Genomic DNA, 17795 nt, shown 5'->3' on the forward strand with positions numbered 1-17795 from the left:
TCTTGCCGGTATGGAAGGCCAGGCTCTGCGGGCCGTGTCCCCGGCACCGACTGGCCTTCGACCGCTGTCGGCAGGTCGCGCGGACGTCCCGCTGAGCGCAGGCCGGAGGCCCGCAGCGCGGATGAGTGGCCATAGCGAGCCGGCACGCCGCTGAGTCGAATGAGTTATCGACTTGCTCGGGTGAAAAGGTCGTTGATGGTCTGAGCGGAGCGGAGAAGTTCGAACCGGAAATCTCCGTCCGCGTCGGTGCGGACGCCGTAGACCGCGGGTTCGGGCAGAGTGTTGAAGTGGTAGGGGGCGGAGAAGCAGTAGGCGCCAGTGTCGAGGAGCGCCACGATGTCGCCCGGTACGAGTGCGGGCAGGGGGCGGGCTCGGGCGATCAGGTCTCCGGCGAAGCAGAGGGGGCCCGCGATGTCCTGGGCCACCAGCGGTCCGATCTTGGCGGTGCCGTTGGGGTGGTGTGCGGCGATGCGCAAGGGCCAGGAGTCGGGCTGGAACACGGTGCGTGCGGCGACCTGGGCGCCGGCATGGGTGATCGCGATCGGGCGTTGCCCAGATGTCTTGGTGTACTCGACGTAGGCGGCGGTGAATCCGTTCTTGGAGAGCAGGGAGTGACCGAACTCGGTGGCCATCCGGTACTCGCCGGTGAACAGGGCCGGTGCGTGGGCGCGCAGCTTGGCAACGTAGGTATCGAAGCCGGGGGCTGTGTGGTCAGTGTCGAAGTCGACCGGAAGTCCGCCGCCGATGTCGATACCGGTGATCTGCCGCCGACCGAGTTCGGCGTTGACCTTCTCGGCGAACGCGACGGTCTTCGCTATGCCCTGGGCGATCAGGTCGAGCGGACAGCCCTGTGATCCGACGTGTGTGTGCACCCAGGTCAGCCAGGGATGTTCCTGGTACGCCTGCACGAGGCGCTCCACGTTGCCGTCGTCTTCCAGCGCGATACCGAACTTGGATGTCGCGGTCGCTGTGCTGCTCGCCGAGATCGAGCCGGCGCCGACCTGCGGGTTGATGCGTACGCCGATCTGCGAGGTCGACGAACGGGTGGCAAGGATGTCGGCGATGCGGGCCAGCTCCTGGAAGCTGTCGGCGTTGACCGTGACACCCAGCTCCAGTGCCTGGAAGAGCTCGGCGCGTGTCTTCGCCGGCGAGTCGAACACGATGTGTTCCGGCGTGAAGCCAGCGGCCAGTGCCTGGGCGAGTTCCCCGGCGCTGGCCACTTCGCAGCCCATGCCGAGCCCCCGGAGCTCCGCGAGCAACGGCACCAACGGATTGGCCTTGGCCGCGAACGCGTGGAGCACGGCCACCGAGTCCGGAAAGGCTTCCTGGAGCGCGGCGACGCTGCCGGCGACACCGTCGAGGTCGACGAACCCTGCCAGCAACGCGTCGTCGCGATCGATGAGCCGCTGTCGTACCGCGGCTGTAAGGATGCGTTCTCGCCGCTGTGCTACCTGAGTGCCGGTCACCGTGCACCTTCCTTGGAGTCGAAGTGCGTGCCCGGGCACGCCGGGCGCTGCGACCCCCAGGTTGCCGCGCTGGTTAAAATTGCGTCTTCGTCCCGGTGCCCAGACTTCTCGGTGGTAAGTGGGACCAGCCGACAAGGCCCGGTGAGTGACCGTCTCTGCGTTGTGCCGGGGGACGAAGGCGACCCGTCGCGGTGGTGCGCGGCGACAACCTCAGCCGTTGTCGGCGTCGTCGTTTCGCATGAGACGCAGCTGCAGTTGGGCCAGGAGCCGCGCATCGGGGTCGTCCAGCTCGATACCGCACACCTCACGCACCCGACGGATGCGGTAGCGGAGAGTGTTGGGATGGACGCCCAGCGCCCGGGAAGCCGCAGGTACGTCGGAGAATTGGTCGAGGTAGGCGCGCAGTGTGTCGACCAGGGTGCCGCCGTGCTCGGCGTCGTACGCCGCCAGCCTCGTCACCGGCAGCTCCATTGGCAGCCGCACCTCGCGCAGCGTATCCACGATGTGCAGCATCGCCACCGCCTCGGCAACCTCGCCCACCCGTGCGACCGCGCGTGGGCCTTCGCGGGACAGCAGTGCGCGCAGCGCAAGGTCGGCTGTCCGCCGGGACTCGGCAGCCTGGTGCAGGTTCGTCGTCACCTCCCCGAGACCGACGCGCACCTGCGCACTGATGGCGGCCGACAGCTGCCCGGCAAGGGCCTCACCGAGCCGCGCCACCTGTGCTGCGGCGCGCCGAGGCTCCGGAGCCAGGTCACCCAGCAGCACATGCACACCACCGGCGACAGCCATCACGACAGCCTCATGCCCGTGCGCGGCACACTGCACGGCCACCAGATCCGGTACACGGTCTTCGTGCCACCCGATGCCTTGTCCCGGCACGGCGTGCACCGCCAGGACCGCATAGCGACCATCGATGGGCAGGGCGGTGCGTGCCGCCAGCGCCTCGGCGGATCCCGAACCCTCCAGCAATGCACGCGCCATCTCCTGTACCACCTGTACCTGCCCGGCCCGGCGGGAACGGTGATGGAGAAGATGCGGTGCTGCTGCACGTGCGGCCGCACGCAAGTCCTCTTCGGCCGTCTTCGGCAACGGTCGCCCTGCGGCCGCCACCCAGATCGACCCCAACGCCTCTCCACCTGCAGTAACCGCGACGACCAACCGTTCGGGCAGATCTTCTTCAGCCGGGCGGCGCACCACATCCCCCGACCCCCACAACAGACGGAAGAAGCCGGTCTCTCGCATCACGGCAACCGCCGCATCTGGCACGCGGCGACCGAGGATGGTCCGTCGGCGGATGTCGTCCACGTCCTCATCTGTGGATGAGTAGGAGAGCACCCGGGACTGGAGGTCCTCGATCGTCACCGCCCCACCGACCATCGTGGCCACAGCATCGGCCAACCCCTCCAGATCCCCCAGGGTCACCTGCGCGATCTGAGGATCGGCCAGGCAGCCGACAGCGGTCAGCCCCGCTCGCAGCACGCCCACCAGCTGTGCCCAGGTGACCCACGGGGTGCGAAAGAGGACCGCCACACCCGCTTCCGTGGCGGTCGAACGCACTTCCGGACAGGACTGGCCGGGTCGGTTCGCACCGAAGATCACTGCCACGGCCCCCGACTGGCCGGCTGCTCGGATCACGTCGACAGCAGTGCTCGACTGCGGTTCCACCCCGACGGCCAGCAGGATCTGTCCCGGCAACATCGTCGGCTCCAGCACATCCCACACGACCACGCCCTGCACAGGAACCTCCAGGCCGCGTGGAGCTGCATATAGCTCCACGACCCCATCTCCCACCACCGACAGCAGGGCGTCCAGCGTCGGACCGGGCGTCCCCGAGGACTCATGGGACGGGGAAGCACTACCTGACGGCATCAGCAGCCCCTGTACTGAAGATCACGACACTAGCCATGGGAGCGAATTGTGGTCTATGCCAGCCTACGGCTTTGTAGGTCAGTTTTGGGCTCTGGCGGCGATCACGGGGAGCCGTCACGGTTGGTTACTGAAGCAGGGTCAGCTTCCGGAGCAGTTCGAATTCGGCGCGCCCGTATAGCTGCCTTTTGTTGCGATTGGCGGCACCTTCCGTGCCGCCGGAGCTCCAGGACAGGGTGAGGCCGGCGGTGACAGCGTCGAAGTCGCTGTTCATGCTGCGGGCGTAGCCGGTCAGTCCGGGCAGGTCGTCCCGGACGACGGTGTCGATCCAGTCGGGGAGCAGGGCTCCGAGGTGGCAGGTGGGGATCTCGCCGAAGTCGCGGATGTGCTGGTGAGCAGCCTCCAGTTCGGGGCATCGGGCCAGGACCGACTGTGGTCGGGAGGCCGACAGCCCCTCTACGCCCCCGACGCCGCCGGTGTTGCCCGCGCCCGACGGCAGGGCCGCGCGCGTGCCGCCGGACCGACAAGCCGTCCGGCCGGGGACATGGGGAGGGCATCGCAGGGCTCAGTGATCTTCCTCCGGGTTCCTTTTGTCCCACTTAATGCTCGGCATTCACCGCTCGCGTACCCCGAACGTCCCGCACCGCCTGACGGGGATCGTGGGAAGGAAGTTCGTCAGCGCGGTTCGCACCGTCTGCGGGCCGCCGGTCCGGCTGTTCACGACTTCCTGATGGAAGAGGGGTTGCGGGAATCCAACCCGGTCGGCCGGGGGCGGTACACCCCCGGCCGACGCAGTGGCGGTCAGCAGCGCGGTCTGGTGCCCCGGCTGACGAAGCTGTCGTGGATTCCCGGCGAACAGCAGTGGCTGAGCGTCCTGGAGGTGGCCAAACGCGAGCCGGTACGTAGCCGTCTGATGCTCGCCTTGGCCTACGACGCGGCACTTCGCCGCGAGGAACTGTGCTCGCTACGGACCGACGACGTCGATCCGGCCCACCGCACGCTGCGGATACGGGCGGAAACGACGAAGAACCGGCTGGAGCGGGTGTTACCCTACTCGGCCTCGACGGGGGTGCTGGTGTCGGACTACCTCGCCCACCGCGCCCGGAACAGCCGGGCCTGAGGTCCGCACCGGGTCTCGGTCACCACCCGGACCGGACCGGACGGCAACGGCCCCGCCCTGGACGGCGCCGCACGCGAACTCCTGCGCGCCACCTACCTGCGCCCCCTTCGCGATGCGGAGGCGGAACTGCGCTCGGGCCGCGGATCACGACTGTCCCAGATCCTCGCCGGCTACCCGGCGATGAAGGACCAGGGCATCGATGATTACGACCCCGAGGGCGACGCCCCTCCGTCCAATCTGGTGGGGATCCTGCGCCGCGCCGAGCACGACATCCGCGACAACAGTGCCGTCTCGGGTGTGAGCCAGGACATCAACTCGGCTTACCTGCAGCGGTTCGCCATCGGCGACGATGTCCTGCGCGCCAAGATCAGCGTCGCTACAGACGCGACGCTGGCCCGCGCGCTGGAACGGCTCGAACTGAATCTCTTCGCCGAGTCCGACGACTGGACGCGCCGCGGGCTCGGCTACAACAATGCCTTGTTCATGGCCGCGGAGCTCCTCCTGCTGGGCAAGAGCGAACTGGCACCCCTGCTGCTGGTCGAGGAGCCCGAGGCGCACCTCCATCCCCAGCTCCAGACCCGGATCATGGACTTGCTCCGCGACAAGGCTCAGGGGCCGCAGGAAGGTGGCAGGGCCCCGGTCCAGGTCATCCTCACCACCCACGCCCCAACCTTGCCGCGTCTACGTCCGTCGAGTGCCTGACCCTCGTCGTCCGGGACGCACTTTCCCGCTGCGGCGCGGTATCACGCGCCTGACCGGCGAGGATTACGCGTTCCTGACCCGGTTCCTGGACGTCACCAAGGCCAACATGTTCTTCGCCCGGGGGCTGGCGATGGTCGAGGGCGACGCCGAGGCGATCTTCCTGCCCGCTCTCGCTGCCGTCCTGGGCATGCCCTTCAACGAGCACGGCGTCAGCGTGGTCAAGGTCGGCCACGTCGGGCTGTTCCGGTACAGCCGTGTCTTCCAGCGGCCTGTTCAAGGCCACCTTCAAGGCCCTGCCTCGATGGTGGAACCGCCGGTGACCGAACTTGATAGGGCCAACTTTGGTATGTTCATTTTTGGACGCACCAAAATTGGCTGTATTGGGTGGGTGGCTGGACGTGGGCGATTTCATCGGGCGGGATCGGGAGCTCGCGGCTCTGGACCGGATGCTCAAGCGGGTCGAGGCGGGTGGCCGCGGTGGGCGGCCGGGCAAGGCGATGCTGATCCGCGGGCGGCGGCGGGTGGGGAAGTCCCGGCTCGTCGAGGAGTTCATCGAGCGCGCCGGGCTGCCCAGTCTGTTCTTCACGGCCTCGGCCCAGGCCGGAGCGGAGGCGGATCTGCGGCTGTTCGTCGAGGCGGCGGCCGAGTCTGACCTGCCCGGCGCCGAGGCGGTGGGCGGGCAGTCGCCCGGTACCTGGGACGCGGCCTTTCACCTTCTTGTCGCCGCGCTGCCGGACGACCGGCCGAGTGTCGTTGTATTCGACGAGATGCCCTATCTGATCAAGAACGATCCGGGCTTCGAGGGCACCTTGCAGAAGTTCTTCGACCGGGAACTGGCCAGGCGGCCGGTGCTGCTGCTCTGTGTCGGTTCCGACCTGGCGATGATGGAGCGGCTCAACGACTACGACCGGCCCTTCCACCAGCGCGGTACGGAAATGGTGGTGCCGCCGCTCAGCCCGGCCGATGTGGCGGACATGCTTGGACTCCCGCCGGCCGACGCGTTCGATGCCTTTCTCGTCTGTGGCGGGCTGCCTCTGGTCCTGGAGGAGTGGCCACGCGGCGCGGGGGTCTTCGACTACCTGGCCGACGTGGTGACCGATCCGACCTCGGCCCTCATCGTCAGCGCGGAGCGGTCCCTGGCCGCGGAGTTCCCGGCCGACGCCCAGGCACGCCTGGTGCTCGGGGCGATCGGCTCCGGGGAGCGGACACACACGCTGATCGGCCGGGCTGCGGGCGGCCTGCCCGCCACCACCCTGCGGCGCTCCCTGCAGCTCCTGGGTGCGAAGCGGGTGGTGGAGGCCGTCACGCCGCTGTCCACACGCCCTTCGAAGGAGACCCGCTACTACGTAGCCGATCCGCATCTGCGCTTCTGGCTGGCCTTCCTGGGGCCGTATCTGTCCGAGATCGAGCGCGGCAGGGGCGACCTGACTCTTGAGCGGCTGCGCCGGTCGTGGACGGCCTGGCGCGGGCGGGCCGTCGAGCCGGTGGTGCGGGACGCCCTGTTCAGGATGCGCGCGGACGGTCTGCCCGAGGAGACGGGCGCGGTGGGCGGCTACTGGACCCGCAGCAACGACCCCGAGATCGACATCGTCGCGGCCGACCGGGGCCCGATCGCCAAGCGCATCACGGCGGTCGGCTCCGTGAAATGGCTGGAGAACCGCCCGTTCGACGCCCACGACCTGGCCCGCCTGCTGGTTCACCGCTCGCAACTGCCCGGGGCGAACGAGCAGACCCCGCTCCTCGCGGTGGCGCGGAGCGGGGTCTCGGTGGACGGGGTGCGGGCGGTGGGGCCCGAGGAGCTCATCACCGCTTGGCGGTGACGGTGGTCATGTCAGCGCCGTCAGGGGCACTGCGGGTGCCGAGAAAACATCCGCCCAGGTCGCGGCCTTGACCGCCGATCTCTGGCCGTGCCCCAGCACACCCAGTCTCTTCACGTGCACAGGCGTGTACACCATCATGATTCTTTCGTGCTGCTGCGCTTGACCTATCTCGCGGCGACCAACACCCTGGCACTCCTGCACCTTCTGTCGATGAGCGACCGCGACAAGGACATCGAGATCCTGGCGCTGCGCCACCAGCTGCTGGTCCTGCAGCGTCAGGTTGGCAAACCCACGTTCACCGCCGCCGACCGTGCCGTCCTCGCCGGCCTGCTCCACCACCTCCCGATGGACAAGCTGCGGCACCTCTTGCTGCTGGTACGTCCAGACACCATCCTGCGATGGCACCGTGACCTTCTCAAGCGACGCCATGCTGCGGCCTACGTGCCCAAGCGCCGCGGCCGCCCGCCTACCGTCCGCTCGATCCGCACCCTCGTCCTGCGCCTCGCCCGGGAGAATCCCTCATGGGGATATCGCCGGATCCACGGTGAACTCGCGGCTCTCGGCGTCAAGGTCGCCGCCTCCACCGTCTGGGAGATCCTCCGCGCGCACGGCATCCTGCCTGCACCCGAACGACAGAACACGACCTGGGCCGACTTACTTCGCAGCCGCGTTCCACGTACGGCGACAACACCCTCAAGCCCGAAGACCGCCTCGCCCGACTGCTTCTCCTCCTTTTCGCCCAAGGGCCGTCGGCGATCCACCGGTTGACCACCGAGGACGTCGAGGTCGGCGTCCAGGAAGTACGTCTCCACCTCGGCGACGCCCCCGTCCAGTTGCCCGAGCCCGTCGCCCACCTCGCCCGCACCGTCGCGGCGAACCGCAAGGGCCACGCGACCATCGGCGCCCTGACACCATCTCGATGGCTCTTCCCCGGCGGACAGCCCGGACGGCCGATCAGCACCACACAGCTGACACAGCGGCTCAACCGGCTCGGGCTCCGTCCCAATCAGGCCCGCAGCACGGCGCTCTTCCAACTCGCCACCGAGATCCCCGCCGCGATCCTCGCCCGCACCCTGGGCATCCACACCGACGTCGCCGTCGCCTGGCAGCGACTCTCCGCAGGCGACTGGGCCACCTACGCCGCCGAGATCAGCCAGCGGGCGAGGCCGACGTGACGCTCCCGGACGGCCACTCCAGGACCGTCAGCTCGGGCCACTGCTCACGCCACCGCACCGCCTTGCTCTCATAGACCGACCGCGGAGCGAGCACCGGATTCGGACGAACGACGAGGTTGAACACATCCGAAAGCCCGTGCGGCGCATACACACGCCACCGGCCGTCGGCCTCCACACGAACCCCCAGACAGCACGTCGTCGCAGCGAAGCTGTCGATTGCCGCCTCGGCGGAGTCATACGGCGGACACGCCACTCCGAACTTGTCCTCGTACCAGAGATGAACCCGTGCCTCGTTCCGGATCTCGACCTCTGCAGGCAGGTCGGCGAAGACCTTCTGCCCGGCCTTGATCACGGCGTTCTCCGCCTCCCAGGACAGATCGCCCTCGTCGAAGTAGAAGACGTCGTAATCCTTGATACCGCTGGTCGGCGGCCTATCCGTGACCACGTTCCACACGGTCTGGAACAAGCACCCTGCCGTCACATACCACCCAGGCAGATCCAACGTCGCAGTCCGCGCCAACACCTCCGTCAGCACATCGTTACGCGACAGCACCGCACGCAGGGAGTCAGGTTGCTCATCGAGAGGAAGTCGGCTGATCACCAACCCTGCCTACCACGACCCGCCCGCCAGCGGCCTCGATCCGCCTCAGAAGACCCTCGCCCCAGAGGCATTCCGACAGTTCCAATACCCGACGTCACCATTGGACTTCATGCCGGACAACGGCCAGCGGGGGCGTACCGCGGTGGACGCCTGGCTCGATGGCGGCGCCCCGGAGAGAACGGGAGCGGACCTGCGTGCCGTGGATCCGCTGGGCTTCAGCACGTTCACGAAGCTGGACCTTCCTGCCGACAGTGCGCAGAAGTCCACGGAGCTGCTGGTCTCCGGCGCCCGGTATGGCGATGCGTGGGCGGTCGGCGTCCAGCTCGAACTCGGAGGCGTGCTCCTGGGGGAGATCCGCACCGAGGTGAGCAGCGAACCGGACCGTGCGTTGGCCTCTGTCCTCGCGTGGGTCGAGGAGTACTGTGAGAGCAGTGGACTGGCCGTCACCCAGGCCGAGAACCTGAGCGATCAGTTCCCCGCCGAACTGAGGCCCTTCCAGATTCGCGCACGATTCCTGGTGGTGCCCCGAGCGGGAGTTTCGTGAACTCCCGCTGAAACCCCCTGAGAACCCCCTCGATCGACAAGGGCCACCATCCACACAGGGATGGTGGCCCTCTGCGCTGCTCCGCAATTCAGCGACTCAGCAATGGTTTTTGCAGGTCAGCGACCCAGGGCGGCTTCGCCGCCCGCCGTGGGGCGGACAAATCGAAGGCGTCAGGGCCTTGGTGACCTTGGAACGAATCTATTTGCGCGTCAGAGGGCGAGTTGCTCTCTGTGGCTCGGCTCATTGCTCGCCTTCACCTGTGAAGGGGTTACTTGTACGTGATGTCGCCGGTCGCGTACTTGCAGTACGTGCCGTCGGGGTTGGAGCCGTTGGTGGTCGGCTCCTTGCCGGTGTTGTTGCCGATGTACTTCTGGCAGGGGACGATCTTCTTGCTGGAGTCCCCGACGATGGTGATGCCCCTCAGGGTGGCGCTGTCGCCGTAGTTGGTGTTGATGCCGGCGAGCTTGCCGCCCTTCCAGGTCGCCTCGATGTTGGTGAGGTTGATGGTCCGCTTGTACTGCGTGGAGCAGTTGCCGCAGGACCGGACGAAGGTGCCGAAGTTCTGCGCCGCGAAGTTGGAGATGTTGAGCGTTCCGGCGCCGTTGAACTGGAACACCTTGTCGCTGGCTTCCTTGGCGCCACCGCCGGAGACGGTGTAGACGTTCGACGAGGAGCTGCCCCGGAAGGTGGCGGCGTCCTCGCCGACGTCCTCCCACCACACGTTCTGCAGGGTGCAGCTGCCCTTGCAGTGGATGCCGTCGGCCGCCGGGGCGCCGATGATGACGTTCTTGAGGACGGCGCCCGCCGCCAGTTCGAGGATCGGCCCCTGGTCCTCGTCCTGGTTGTCGGAACCGAGGTCCCCGGTGCCGTAGAGACGCTTCATCCCGTAGTCCTTGGTGCCGGAGACGGGGATGGTGGCGGAGACGCCCTGGCTGCCGTTGGCGGTCGGCCAGGTCGCGGCGCTCGCCGGGGTGAGCGTACCGCTAGTCATGATCATGCCAAGCGAGAGGCTGAGGGTGGCCAGGGTGCCGGTCAGCGCGCGCCCGCGCGCGCGTGGACGTACTGCGGAAGTCATGTCCCGATGCCTGCTTCCAGTCGGTTGAACGGTGTGGGGAGTTGGGGAGTTGTCAGAGTTTTCCGGCGCCCGCACCCGACGTCACCGAAGCGACGACGGTCGAGGCGGGCTCCGCGGTGTAGCTGTAGGGAGGGGTGGTGAACGTGCCGACCCGCGAGACCTCCGTGGCGGCTCCGCCGAGGTCGTTCCCGCGCAGGTTGGCGTATCCGTCGACGTCGCTGCTGCGGTTCGTGGTGACCGCGACGAGCGTCGAACGGAAGACGTTGTTCTCGACGAGCATCTGGGCGCCCATGCGGGAGTGCACGGCGGTCTCGGCGCCCTGGACGTAGTTGTCGTAGAAGTGGCCGGTGCCGAACCGCAGGCTGGGGATGCGCGAGTACACGTTGCTGAAGTGGTTGTGGTGGTACGTCACCTTCAGGTGGCCGGTGTCCTCGGACGCGTTGTTGTCGCTGTGGCCGACCAGTGAGCCCTTGAAGTGGTCCTTGAAGGTGTTCCAGGACACCGTCACGTTGTCGGAGCCGTGATTGATGTCCAGCAGGCCGTCGTAGTAGTCCTTGTCGTGGGTGCGGTCCGCCGAGAAGGAGTTGTGGTCGATCCACACCTTCGTCGACTCCTGGACGGTCACTCCGTCGGACGGCGCGAGCGGCTTGCTGATGTTGAGGTTGCGTACGACGACGTTCGTCTCCTCCTTGATCCTCAGGCCGCCGCCGGTGAACCCGGAGGACGAACCGACGCCCAGGACCGTGGTGTTGGACCCGAGGTCGACCTGGCCGCTCAGTGTGATCAGACCGTTCACCCGCACGACCTTGGCCGCGTTGCCCGTGACGGCCGTTCTGAAGGCGGCGAGCGTCGTCACGGTGACCGGGGCGGCGCTGCCGCCGCCGGTCGTTCCGGCGCCGAATCCGACGGGTGTGCTCTCGGCCGCCCCGGCCGGCTGGGGTACGGCGAGAACGGCGACGGCGGCCAGGGCGGTGGCCACGGCTGCCACCGCCGCGGATCTTTGCGTCTGTGTACGTGGGGGGTGTGTACGCATGCGGGTGCGTCCCTTCGGGCGGGCCGACTGACCGAGAGGGCGGTCAGTCATGTGAACATCATTCACCATGCTGTGCGCCATGTTGCGTGCTCTGTGCGAGCCGGTGGGGCGGTGACGGTGGGCCCGAAGTGGGGGGACTGTAGCGCTCCAGGGCTGAACTGTCCCTGCGGGCGCATGTTCCGGGGGCCGTCTCGTCGAATGCGGATCGACATCGATGGGTCACATCGCTGAACGGAAGGTAGAGGGTAAGCGCTTTCTGGTCAACGCTTTGCGCGCAATGTGTGCCGACCGGATCTGCAACCGCTGGTCAGCGAATGTTTTCGATGTGTGGGAGCGCTTCCATGGAAGCCATGCTCATGCCACGATGCGGGCGGGCAGCCCCGCGGAGCGGGACTTCGACTTCCGCCACGCGTACCCCACGAGCCGTGATCAGGAAGGGACAAGGACGTGTCCACAACTGTCGGCAACATCGCGAGAAGACCGCTGCGTTCGGTGCTCGTCGCGCTTCTCGGAGGCCTGCTGGCGTTACTCGCGGCAACATTTCTCGCCGCACCGTCGGCGTCGGCCCGCACGGAGCCGCCCGCGGCGACCCCGGCGGTGGCCGCCGCCGCGCTCACCGAGGTGACGAACTTCGGCACCAATCCCAGCAACCTGCAGATGTACGTGTACGTGCCGGACGGCGTCACCGCGCACCCGGCGGTACTGGTGGCCGTGCACTGGTGCACAGGCTCCGGCCCAGTGTTCTACTCCAACACCGAGTACGCCTCGCTGGCCGACCGCTACGGCTTCATCGTGATCTACCCCTCCGTCACCCGCAGCAGCAAGTGCTTCGACGTCTCCTCGCCGCAGGCGCTCACCCGGGGCGGCGGCAGTGACCCGGTGGGCATCAGGTCCATGGTCGACTGGGTCACCCGCACCTACAGCGCCGACACCAGCAGGGTCTTCGCCACCGGGGTCTCCTCCGGCGCGATGATGACCAACGTCCTGCTCGGCGACTACCCGGACGTCTTCGCCGGCGGTTCCGCCTTCGCGGGCGTGCCGTTCGGCTGCTTCGCCACCACCAACGGCTCGGAGTGGAACAGCGACTGCGCTCAGGGCACGGTGATCCACACCCCGCAGGAGTGGGGCAACCTGGTGCGGGGCGCCTACCCCGGCTACACCGGGCCCCGGCCGCGCATGCAGCTCTGGCACGGCACCGAGGACGACACGCTGCGCTACCCCAACTTCGGGGAGGAGATCAAGCAGTGGACCAACGTGCAGGGTCTCGGCCAGACACCGTCCGCGACCGACTCGCCCCAGTCCGGCTGGACCCGCACCCGCTACGGCGCCACCGGTGACAAGGCGCCGGTCGAGGCCATCAGCCTCCAGGGAGTCGGCCACAACCTGATCACCACCGGCATGGCCGCCCGTGTGATCACCTTCTTCGGGCTGGACAGCGCCGGCCCCGTGCCCCAACCGCCGCCCGGCGCCTGCAAGGTGGCTGTCACCACCAATGCCTGGAACACCGGGCTGACCGCGAACGTGACCATCACCAACAACACCACGACGGCTGTGAACGGCTGGACGCTGGGCTTCACCCTGCCCTCGGGCCAGACCATCACCTCCGGCTGGAGCGCCACCTACGCACCGGCCTCCGGTGCGGTGACCGCCACGAACGTCACCTACAACGCGGCCATCGCGCCCGGTGCGAGCGTCGGCATCGGCTACCAGGCGACCCACACCGGCAACAGTGCGGCGCCGTCCGGTTTCACCCTCAACGGAACGGCCTGCACGGCCGGTTGAGCCCAGTTGTGCCGGGTGCGGGCCACGAGCGCGCACCCGGTCACCTCCCGTGAAGTGGTCCCGCCCGAAGTTGTCCGAGGAAGACCTCGCTCGGACATCAGACAGAGGAAGGCACACGGCCCGTGAAGTCGCCCCGCCGCACGCAGTCGCCCGGGCCCCAGTGGCCGTCCCTCGGGGCGGCGCTCGCCTACCTGGCCGCCACCTGCGTGTTCGTACTGGCCCTCGTCGTGGCGTCCTCCGCCGTGGTCGCCCTGGTCAGAAGCCCGCAGCCGACGGTCGCCGACCCGGCCCGGTCCGCCCCGCACTGGGTCAACACCTGGACGTCGATGCCGCAGCTCACCGAACCCGGCAACATGCCGCCCGCGCCCTTCACCGGGGAGCGTGCCGTCCTCGTCGACACCACCCTGCGGCAGACCGTGCGCGTCTCCACCGGCGGCGAGCGTGTCCGGCTGCGCTTCTCCAACGCCTTCGGTACCACCCCGCTGCCACTGACAGCCGTGACGGTGGCCCTTCCGCTGGACGGCCGGGCCGGGGTGAGCGCCGTCGAACCCGGCACCCTGCGCGAGGTGACATTCGCCGGACGCCGGTCCACCACCGTCCCCGCCGGGGCCCAGGTCGTCTCCGACCCGCTGGACTTCGGGCTGCGCCCCGCGACCAACCTGACCGTGACGACGTACCTCGCGAACGGCCAGGCCTCGCTCGCCCTCACCTCGCACCCCGGCTCGCGCACCACCTCGTACCTGCGCACCGGGGACGGTACGGCGGAGCAGGACCTGACCGGGGCCACCCCGGTCAACCACTGGTACCTGCTCAGCGACGTCGAGGTGCTCGCCGGGCGGGACACACGTGCCGTCGCCGTGCTGGGCGACTCCCTGTCCGACGGCCGGGGCTCCACCACCAACGGCAACAACCGCTGGCCCGACCAGCTCCTGGACCGGCTCCGGGGTCTTCCCGGCGGCGGCCGGACCGCCGTGCTCAACCAGGCCGCGGGCGGCAACCGGGTCCTCAACGACGGCCTCGGCCCCAACGCCCTCGCCCGGCTCGACCGGGACGTCCTGGCGCACAGCGGGGTCTCCTGGCTGATCGTCTTCGAGGGCGTCAACGACATCGGCACCGCCGAGGCCACCTCGGCCGCCCAGCAGCGTGTCGCCGACGACCTCATCGCCGCCTACCGGCAGATCGTCGTCCGCGCACACGCCCAGGGCATCCGGGTCCACGGCGCCACCCTGACGCCCTTCCGCGGCAACACGCCGTACGACGATCCGGCGGGCCTGCGCGAGACGACCCGGCAGGCCGTGAACGCCTGGATCCGTACCTCGGGCGTCTTCGACGCCGTCGTCGACTTCGACCGGGCAGTCCGTGATCCGGCCGATCCGGGCCGGCTGCGCGCGGACCTCCACGACGGGGACTGGCTGCACCTGAACCCCGAGGGATACCGGACGCTGGCCGCCGCCGTTCCCGTGTCCTGGTTCACGAAGAGCTGATCCCGGGCCGACGGCTGTCACCGATGCCCCCATTCCCGGCTCACCGACCGCAGGTGCACCCGCCCGACGGGCACGGGCAGAACCGTCCGGGCGGAACAGGCGCTGCCGCCGACTCCGTGAACCCGCAGGAGACCTGCGGTGCTCAGACGGACCGGTGGTACTGGTCGGGCACCCGCACCCCGGCGCCCAGCTCACGGGCCGCGTGCCGGGCCCACGACGGGTTGCGCAGCAGCTCACGGCCGAGCAGCACCACGTCGGCCTCGCCGTTGGACAGGATCTTCTCGGCCTGCCCGGCGTCGGTGATCATCCCCACGGCGGCGACAGGCAGTGAGGTCCCGGCCTTCACCCGGGCGGCGAAGGGGACCTGGTATCCCGGGCCGGTCGGGATGCGTACGCCGGAGACGTTGCCGCCGGTCGAGACGTCGAGGAGGTCGACGCCGTGGGCACGGAGTTCGGCGGCGAGACGCACGGTGTCGTCGGCGCTCCAGCCGCCCTCCGTCAGCCAGTCGGTCGCCGAGACACGGAAGAACAGCGGCTTGTCCTCGGGCCACACCTCCCGTACGGCGTCGACGACTTCGAGCGCGAAGCGGACCCGGTTCTCGTACGAGCCCCCGTAGGCGTCGGTGCGGTGGTTGGAGTGCGGTGACAGGAAACTGTTGATCAGGTATCCGTGTGCGCCGTGGATCTCGGCGACCTCGAAGCCGGCGTCGAGTGCGCGACGGGCCGCGTCGGTGAACTGGCCGACGACGTCCCGGATCTGATCGACCGTCAACTCGGTCGGGACCAGGTGCTCCTCGTTGAAGGGCAGCGGGCTCGCGCCGACCGGCTGCCAGCCGAGCGGGTCGGAGCCGAGCGGCGCACCGCCCTTCCAGGGCAGGCCGGTTGACGCCTTCCGGCCGGCGTGGGCGAGCTGGATTCCCGGCACGGTGCCCTGGGAGACCAGGAAGCGGGTGATCCGGCGGAACGCCTCGACCTGCGTGTCGTTCCAGATGCCCAGGTCGTACGGGGTGATCCGCCCCTCCGGGCCGACGGCGCTGGCCTCGACGAGGATCAGGCCGGTGCCGCCGACGGCGCGCGCCGCGTAGTGCGCGAAGTGCCAGTCGTTCGGGGCGCCGGTCTCCGCACCCTCGGGCGCCGCCGAGTACTGGCACATCGGGGACATCCACACACGGTTGGGGATGGTCAGGTCGCGCAGGCGATAGGGCTCGAAGAGCGCGCTCACGGCGGACTCCCTTCGTCTCGTCGTACGTCACGAGGTCACTGGACTGCTCGTACGATAGGCATCGTAGTACGGCGAGTGTCAAACTACGAGAGTTCTCGTACAATGGACCTCCCGAGACGAAGTGGAGCCGCCGTGACCACCGCAGCCCCCGCCCCCAGTGGCCGCGACCTGCCGCACCCGGTGCGCGAGGGGATCCGGCTGGAGGGTGTGCTGCACGCGCTCTCCGACCCGATGCGGCTCCAGGTCGTGCGAGAGCTCGCCGCCACCGGCGACGAGCTCTCCTGTTCGCACTTCGTGCTGCCGGTCACCAAGTCCACGACCACGCACCACTTCCGCGTGCTGCGCGAGAGCGGTGTGATCCGGCAGGTCTACCGGGGCACGGCCAAGATGAACGGCCTGCGCCGGGACGACCTAGACGACCTCTTCCCGGGACTTCTCGACAGCGTCCTGTCCGCCGCCGCCCGCCAGGCCGACCGCCTCGGCGGTGTCACCGCCGTCGACTGAACTACCCTTACCCGCAAGGTGGTTGAACAGCAGGTTCAGGACGATCGCCGTCAGGCAGCCCGCGCTGATGCCGCTGTTCATCACCGTCTGGAACCAGTCCGGGAACTTCGCGTACACCGTGGGCACGCCGACCGGCAGCATGCCCACGGCCACCGAGACGGCCACGACCGTCAGGTTGTGGTTGTCCTTGAAGTCGACCCCGGCCAGTGTGCGCAGCCCGCTCGCGGCGACGGTCCCGAACATCACCAGGCCCGCGCCGCCCAGCACCGGCGCCGGTACGGCCGCGACCACCGCGCCCAGCTTGGGCAGCAGACCGAGCAGTACGAGGATGCCGCCGGCGGTCGCCACGACCCAGCGGCTGCGCACCCGCGTCATCCCGACGAGGCCCACGTTCTGCGCGTACGCCGTGTACGGGAAGGTGTTGAAGACGCCGCCGAGGGCGGTGGAGAGACCGTCGGCCCGCAGTCCGTCGGCGAGGGAGCGGGGCTCGACCTTCCGGCCGGTCATCTCACCCACCGCGATCAGGTCACCGGTCGTCTCGGTCATCGTCACCAGCGCCACCACCAGCATGGAGATGATCGCCGACGCCTCGAAGGTGGGCGCCCCGAAGTGGAACGGCGTGCTGATGCCGGCCCAGTCGGCGTCCCCGACCCCGTCGAAGTCCGTGAAGCCGAAGGGAATCGCCACGGCCAGCCCCACCACGATGCCGATCAGCACCGCGATCCGGCTCAGGAACGCGGGCGCGAACCGCTGCACACCGAGCACCACCGCCAGTACGAAGGCGGCAAGCGCCAGGTTCTTCGGTTCGCCGAACTCCGCCGAGCCCACCCCGCCCGCCGCCCAGTTGCCCGCCACCGGCAGCAGTGACAGGCCGATGACCAGGATCACGGTGCCGGTCACGAGAGGCGGGAAGAACCGCAGCAGCCGTCCGAAGACCGGCGCGAGCAGCACGATCGCGAGCCCCGCGACGATCACCGAGCCGTAGATCGCGGGGAGTCCGCCGCCCGTCGTACCGATGAGGACCATCGGCGACACCGCCGCGAAGGTACAGCCCTGCATGATCGGCAGCCGGACGCCGAAGCGCCAGAAGCCCACGCACTGGATGAGCGTCGCGATCCCGCACACCAGCAGATCCGCGGTGATCAGATACGCCAGGTCGGCCGGCGACAGCTTCATCGCGCCGCCGACGATCAGGGGCACGGCCACGGCCCCCGCGTACATCGCGAGCACGTGCTGAAGGCCGAAGGCGGCGAGCCGGCTTACGGGCGGGACTTCGTCGACGGGATGCACGGGTGGGGGTGAGACGGTGGCCATGGGCACTCCAGGAGCGGCGGCGGGCGAGTGGAGGGTTCGGACACCGTGGGGGAGCGTCCGGACACGACGAGACCGTAAGCGGATTGA

Annotated in this window: 16 protein-coding genes and 2 pseudogenes; 10 read left to right on the forward strand and 8 right to left on the reverse strand. The window is 68.8% G+C overall.

Annotated features, from left to right (window positions below; genetic code table 11):
- Window positions 1-164: 164 nt before the first annotated feature.
- The 3 genes from OG595_RS39040 to OG595_RS39050 form a co-directional block, all read right to left on the reverse strand.
- The gene (locus tag OG595_RS39040; RefSeq protein WP_329280584.1) at window positions 165-1466 is read right to left on the reverse strand and encodes a diaminopimelate decarboxylase; all 1302 of its coding nucleotides are present in this window, start codon (window positions 1464-1466) and stop codon (window positions 165-167) included.
- A 210-nt stretch (window positions 1467-1676) separates the two neighbouring features.
- Window positions 1677-3203, reverse strand: a complete 1527-nt coding sequence (locus OG595_RS39045; RefSeq protein WP_329280585.1) for a PucR family transcriptional regulator — start codon at window positions 3201-3203, stop codon at window positions 1677-1679.
- A 256-nt stretch (window positions 3204-3459) separates the two neighbouring features.
- A complete protein-coding gene (locus OG595_RS39050) occupies window positions 3460-3606 on the reverse strand; it encodes a hypothetical protein (RefSeq protein ID WP_329280587.1) in 147 nt (48 codons plus the stop codon).
- Window positions 3607-4062: 456 nt separating this feature from the next.
- Here OG595_RS39050 and OG595_RS39055 point away from each other — a divergent pair, with 456 nt between their 5' ends.
- From OG595_RS39055 to OG595_RS39075, 6 genes and pseudogenes are all read left to right on the forward strand, one after another.
- The gene (locus tag OG595_RS39055; RefSeq protein ID WP_329280589.1) at window positions 4063-4452 is read left to right on the forward strand and encodes a site-specific integrase; all 390 of its coding nucleotides are present in this window, start codon (window positions 4063-4065) and stop codon (window positions 4450-4452) included.
- A gap of 180 nt (window positions 4453-4632) precedes the next feature.
- Window positions 4633-5154: an ATP-dependent nuclease gene (locus OG595_RS39060; protein ID WP_329280591.1), complete on the forward strand. Its 522-nt coding sequence runs from the start codon at window positions 4633-4635 to the stop codon at window positions 5152-5154.
- Window positions 5155-5260: 106 nt separating this feature from the next.
- Window positions 5261-5407: pseudogene (locus OG595_RS45510) on the forward strand (TOPRIM nucleotidyl transferase/hydrolase domain-containing protein); the annotation flags it as partial.
- Between the two features lie 145 nt (window positions 5408-5552).
- The gene (locus OG595_RS39065) at window positions 5553-6974 is read left to right on the forward strand and encodes an ATP-binding protein (protein WP_329280593.1); all 1422 of its coding nucleotides are present in this window, start codon (window positions 5553-5555) and stop codon (window positions 6972-6974) included.
- Window positions 6975-7121: 147 nt separating this feature from the next.
- Window positions 7122-7643 (forward strand): annotated as a pseudogene (locus tag OG595_RS39070) (helix-turn-helix domain-containing protein); the annotation flags it as partial.
- Window positions 7644-7738: 95 nt separating this feature from the next.
- A complete protein-coding gene (locus tag OG595_RS39075; RefSeq protein ID WP_328745039.1) occupies window positions 7739-8149 on the forward strand; it encodes a hypothetical protein in 411 nt (136 codons plus the stop codon).
- On the opposite strand, the gene OG595_RS39080 is transcribed toward OG595_RS39075, so the two are convergent.
- Complete coding sequence (locus OG595_RS39080) at window positions 8124-8750, reverse strand: nucleotidyltransferase family protein (RefSeq protein WP_329280596.1); 627 nt, start codon at window positions 8748-8750, stop codon at window positions 8124-8126. The two genes, OG595_RS39075 and OG595_RS39080, sit on opposite strands and share 26 nt — an antisense overlap.
- Before the next feature lie 109 nt (window positions 8751-8859).
- Here OG595_RS39080 and OG595_RS39085 point away from each other — a divergent pair, with 109 nt between their 5' ends.
- Window positions 8860-9294 carry a hypothetical protein gene (locus OG595_RS39085; RefSeq protein ID WP_329280598.1) on the forward strand — a complete coding sequence of 145 codons (435 nt, stop codon included), beginning with the start codon at window positions 8860-8862 and terminating at the stop codon, window positions 9292-9294.
- A 268-nt stretch (window positions 9295-9562) separates the two neighbouring features.
- On the opposite strand, the gene OG595_RS39090 is transcribed toward OG595_RS39085, so the two are convergent.
- Together OG595_RS39090 and OG595_RS39095 are read right to left on the reverse strand one after the other, a co-directional pair.
- The gene (locus OG595_RS39090; protein ID WP_329280601.1) at window positions 9563-10369 is read right to left on the reverse strand and encodes a pectate lyase; all 807 of its coding nucleotides are present in this window, start codon (window positions 10367-10369) and stop codon (window positions 9563-9565) included.
- A gap of 52 nt (window positions 10370-10421) precedes the next feature.
- Window positions 10422-11402 (reverse strand): pectate lyase family protein, encoded by a 981-nt coding sequence (locus OG595_RS39095; protein WP_329280604.1) that lies wholly within the window; start codon window positions 11400-11402, stop codon window positions 10422-10424.
- 447 nt (window positions 11403-11849) lie between these two features.
- Between OG595_RS39095 and OG595_RS39100 the strand changes: the two genes are divergently transcribed.
- Both OG595_RS39100 and OG595_RS39105 read left to right on the forward strand, forming a co-directional pair.
- Window positions 11850-13184: an extracellular catalytic domain type 1 short-chain-length polyhydroxyalkanoate depolymerase gene (locus OG595_RS39100; protein WP_329280606.1), complete on the forward strand. Its 1335-nt coding sequence runs from the start codon at window positions 11850-11852 to the stop codon at window positions 13182-13184.
- 122 nt (window positions 13185-13306) lie between these two features.
- Entirely contained in the window at window positions 13307-14668 is a 1362-nt protein-coding gene (locus OG595_RS39105; protein WP_443073291.1) for an SGNH/GDSL hydrolase family protein, read from the forward strand.
- A gap of 142 nt (window positions 14669-14810) precedes the next feature.
- On the opposite strand, the gene OG595_RS39110 is transcribed toward OG595_RS39105, so the two are convergent.
- Window positions 14811-15890 (reverse strand): NADH:flavin oxidoreductase/NADH oxidase, encoded by a 1080-nt coding sequence (locus OG595_RS39110; protein ID WP_329280609.1) that lies wholly within the window; start codon window positions 15888-15890, stop codon window positions 14811-14813.
- A gap of 132 nt (window positions 15891-16022) precedes the next feature.
- Between OG595_RS39110 and OG595_RS39115 the strand changes: the two genes are divergently transcribed.
- Window positions 16023-16394, forward strand: coding sequence for an ArsR/SmtB family transcription factor (locus OG595_RS39115; RefSeq protein WP_329280611.1), 372 nt, complete (start codon window positions 16023-16025; stop codon window positions 16392-16394).
- Here OG595_RS39115 and OG595_RS39120 read toward each other — a convergent pair.
- Entirely contained in the window at window positions 16302-17708 is a 1407-nt protein-coding gene (locus OG595_RS39120) for a nucleobase:cation symporter-2 family protein (protein WP_329280614.1), read from the reverse strand. The genes OG595_RS39115 and OG595_RS39120 overlap by 93 nt on opposite strands.
- Window positions 17709-17795 lie beyond the last annotated feature (87 nt).

Source organism: Streptomyces sp. NBC_01451, assembly GCF_036227485.1.
Lineage (GTDB): Bacteria > Actinomycetota > Actinomycetes > Streptomycetales > Streptomycetaceae > Streptomyces.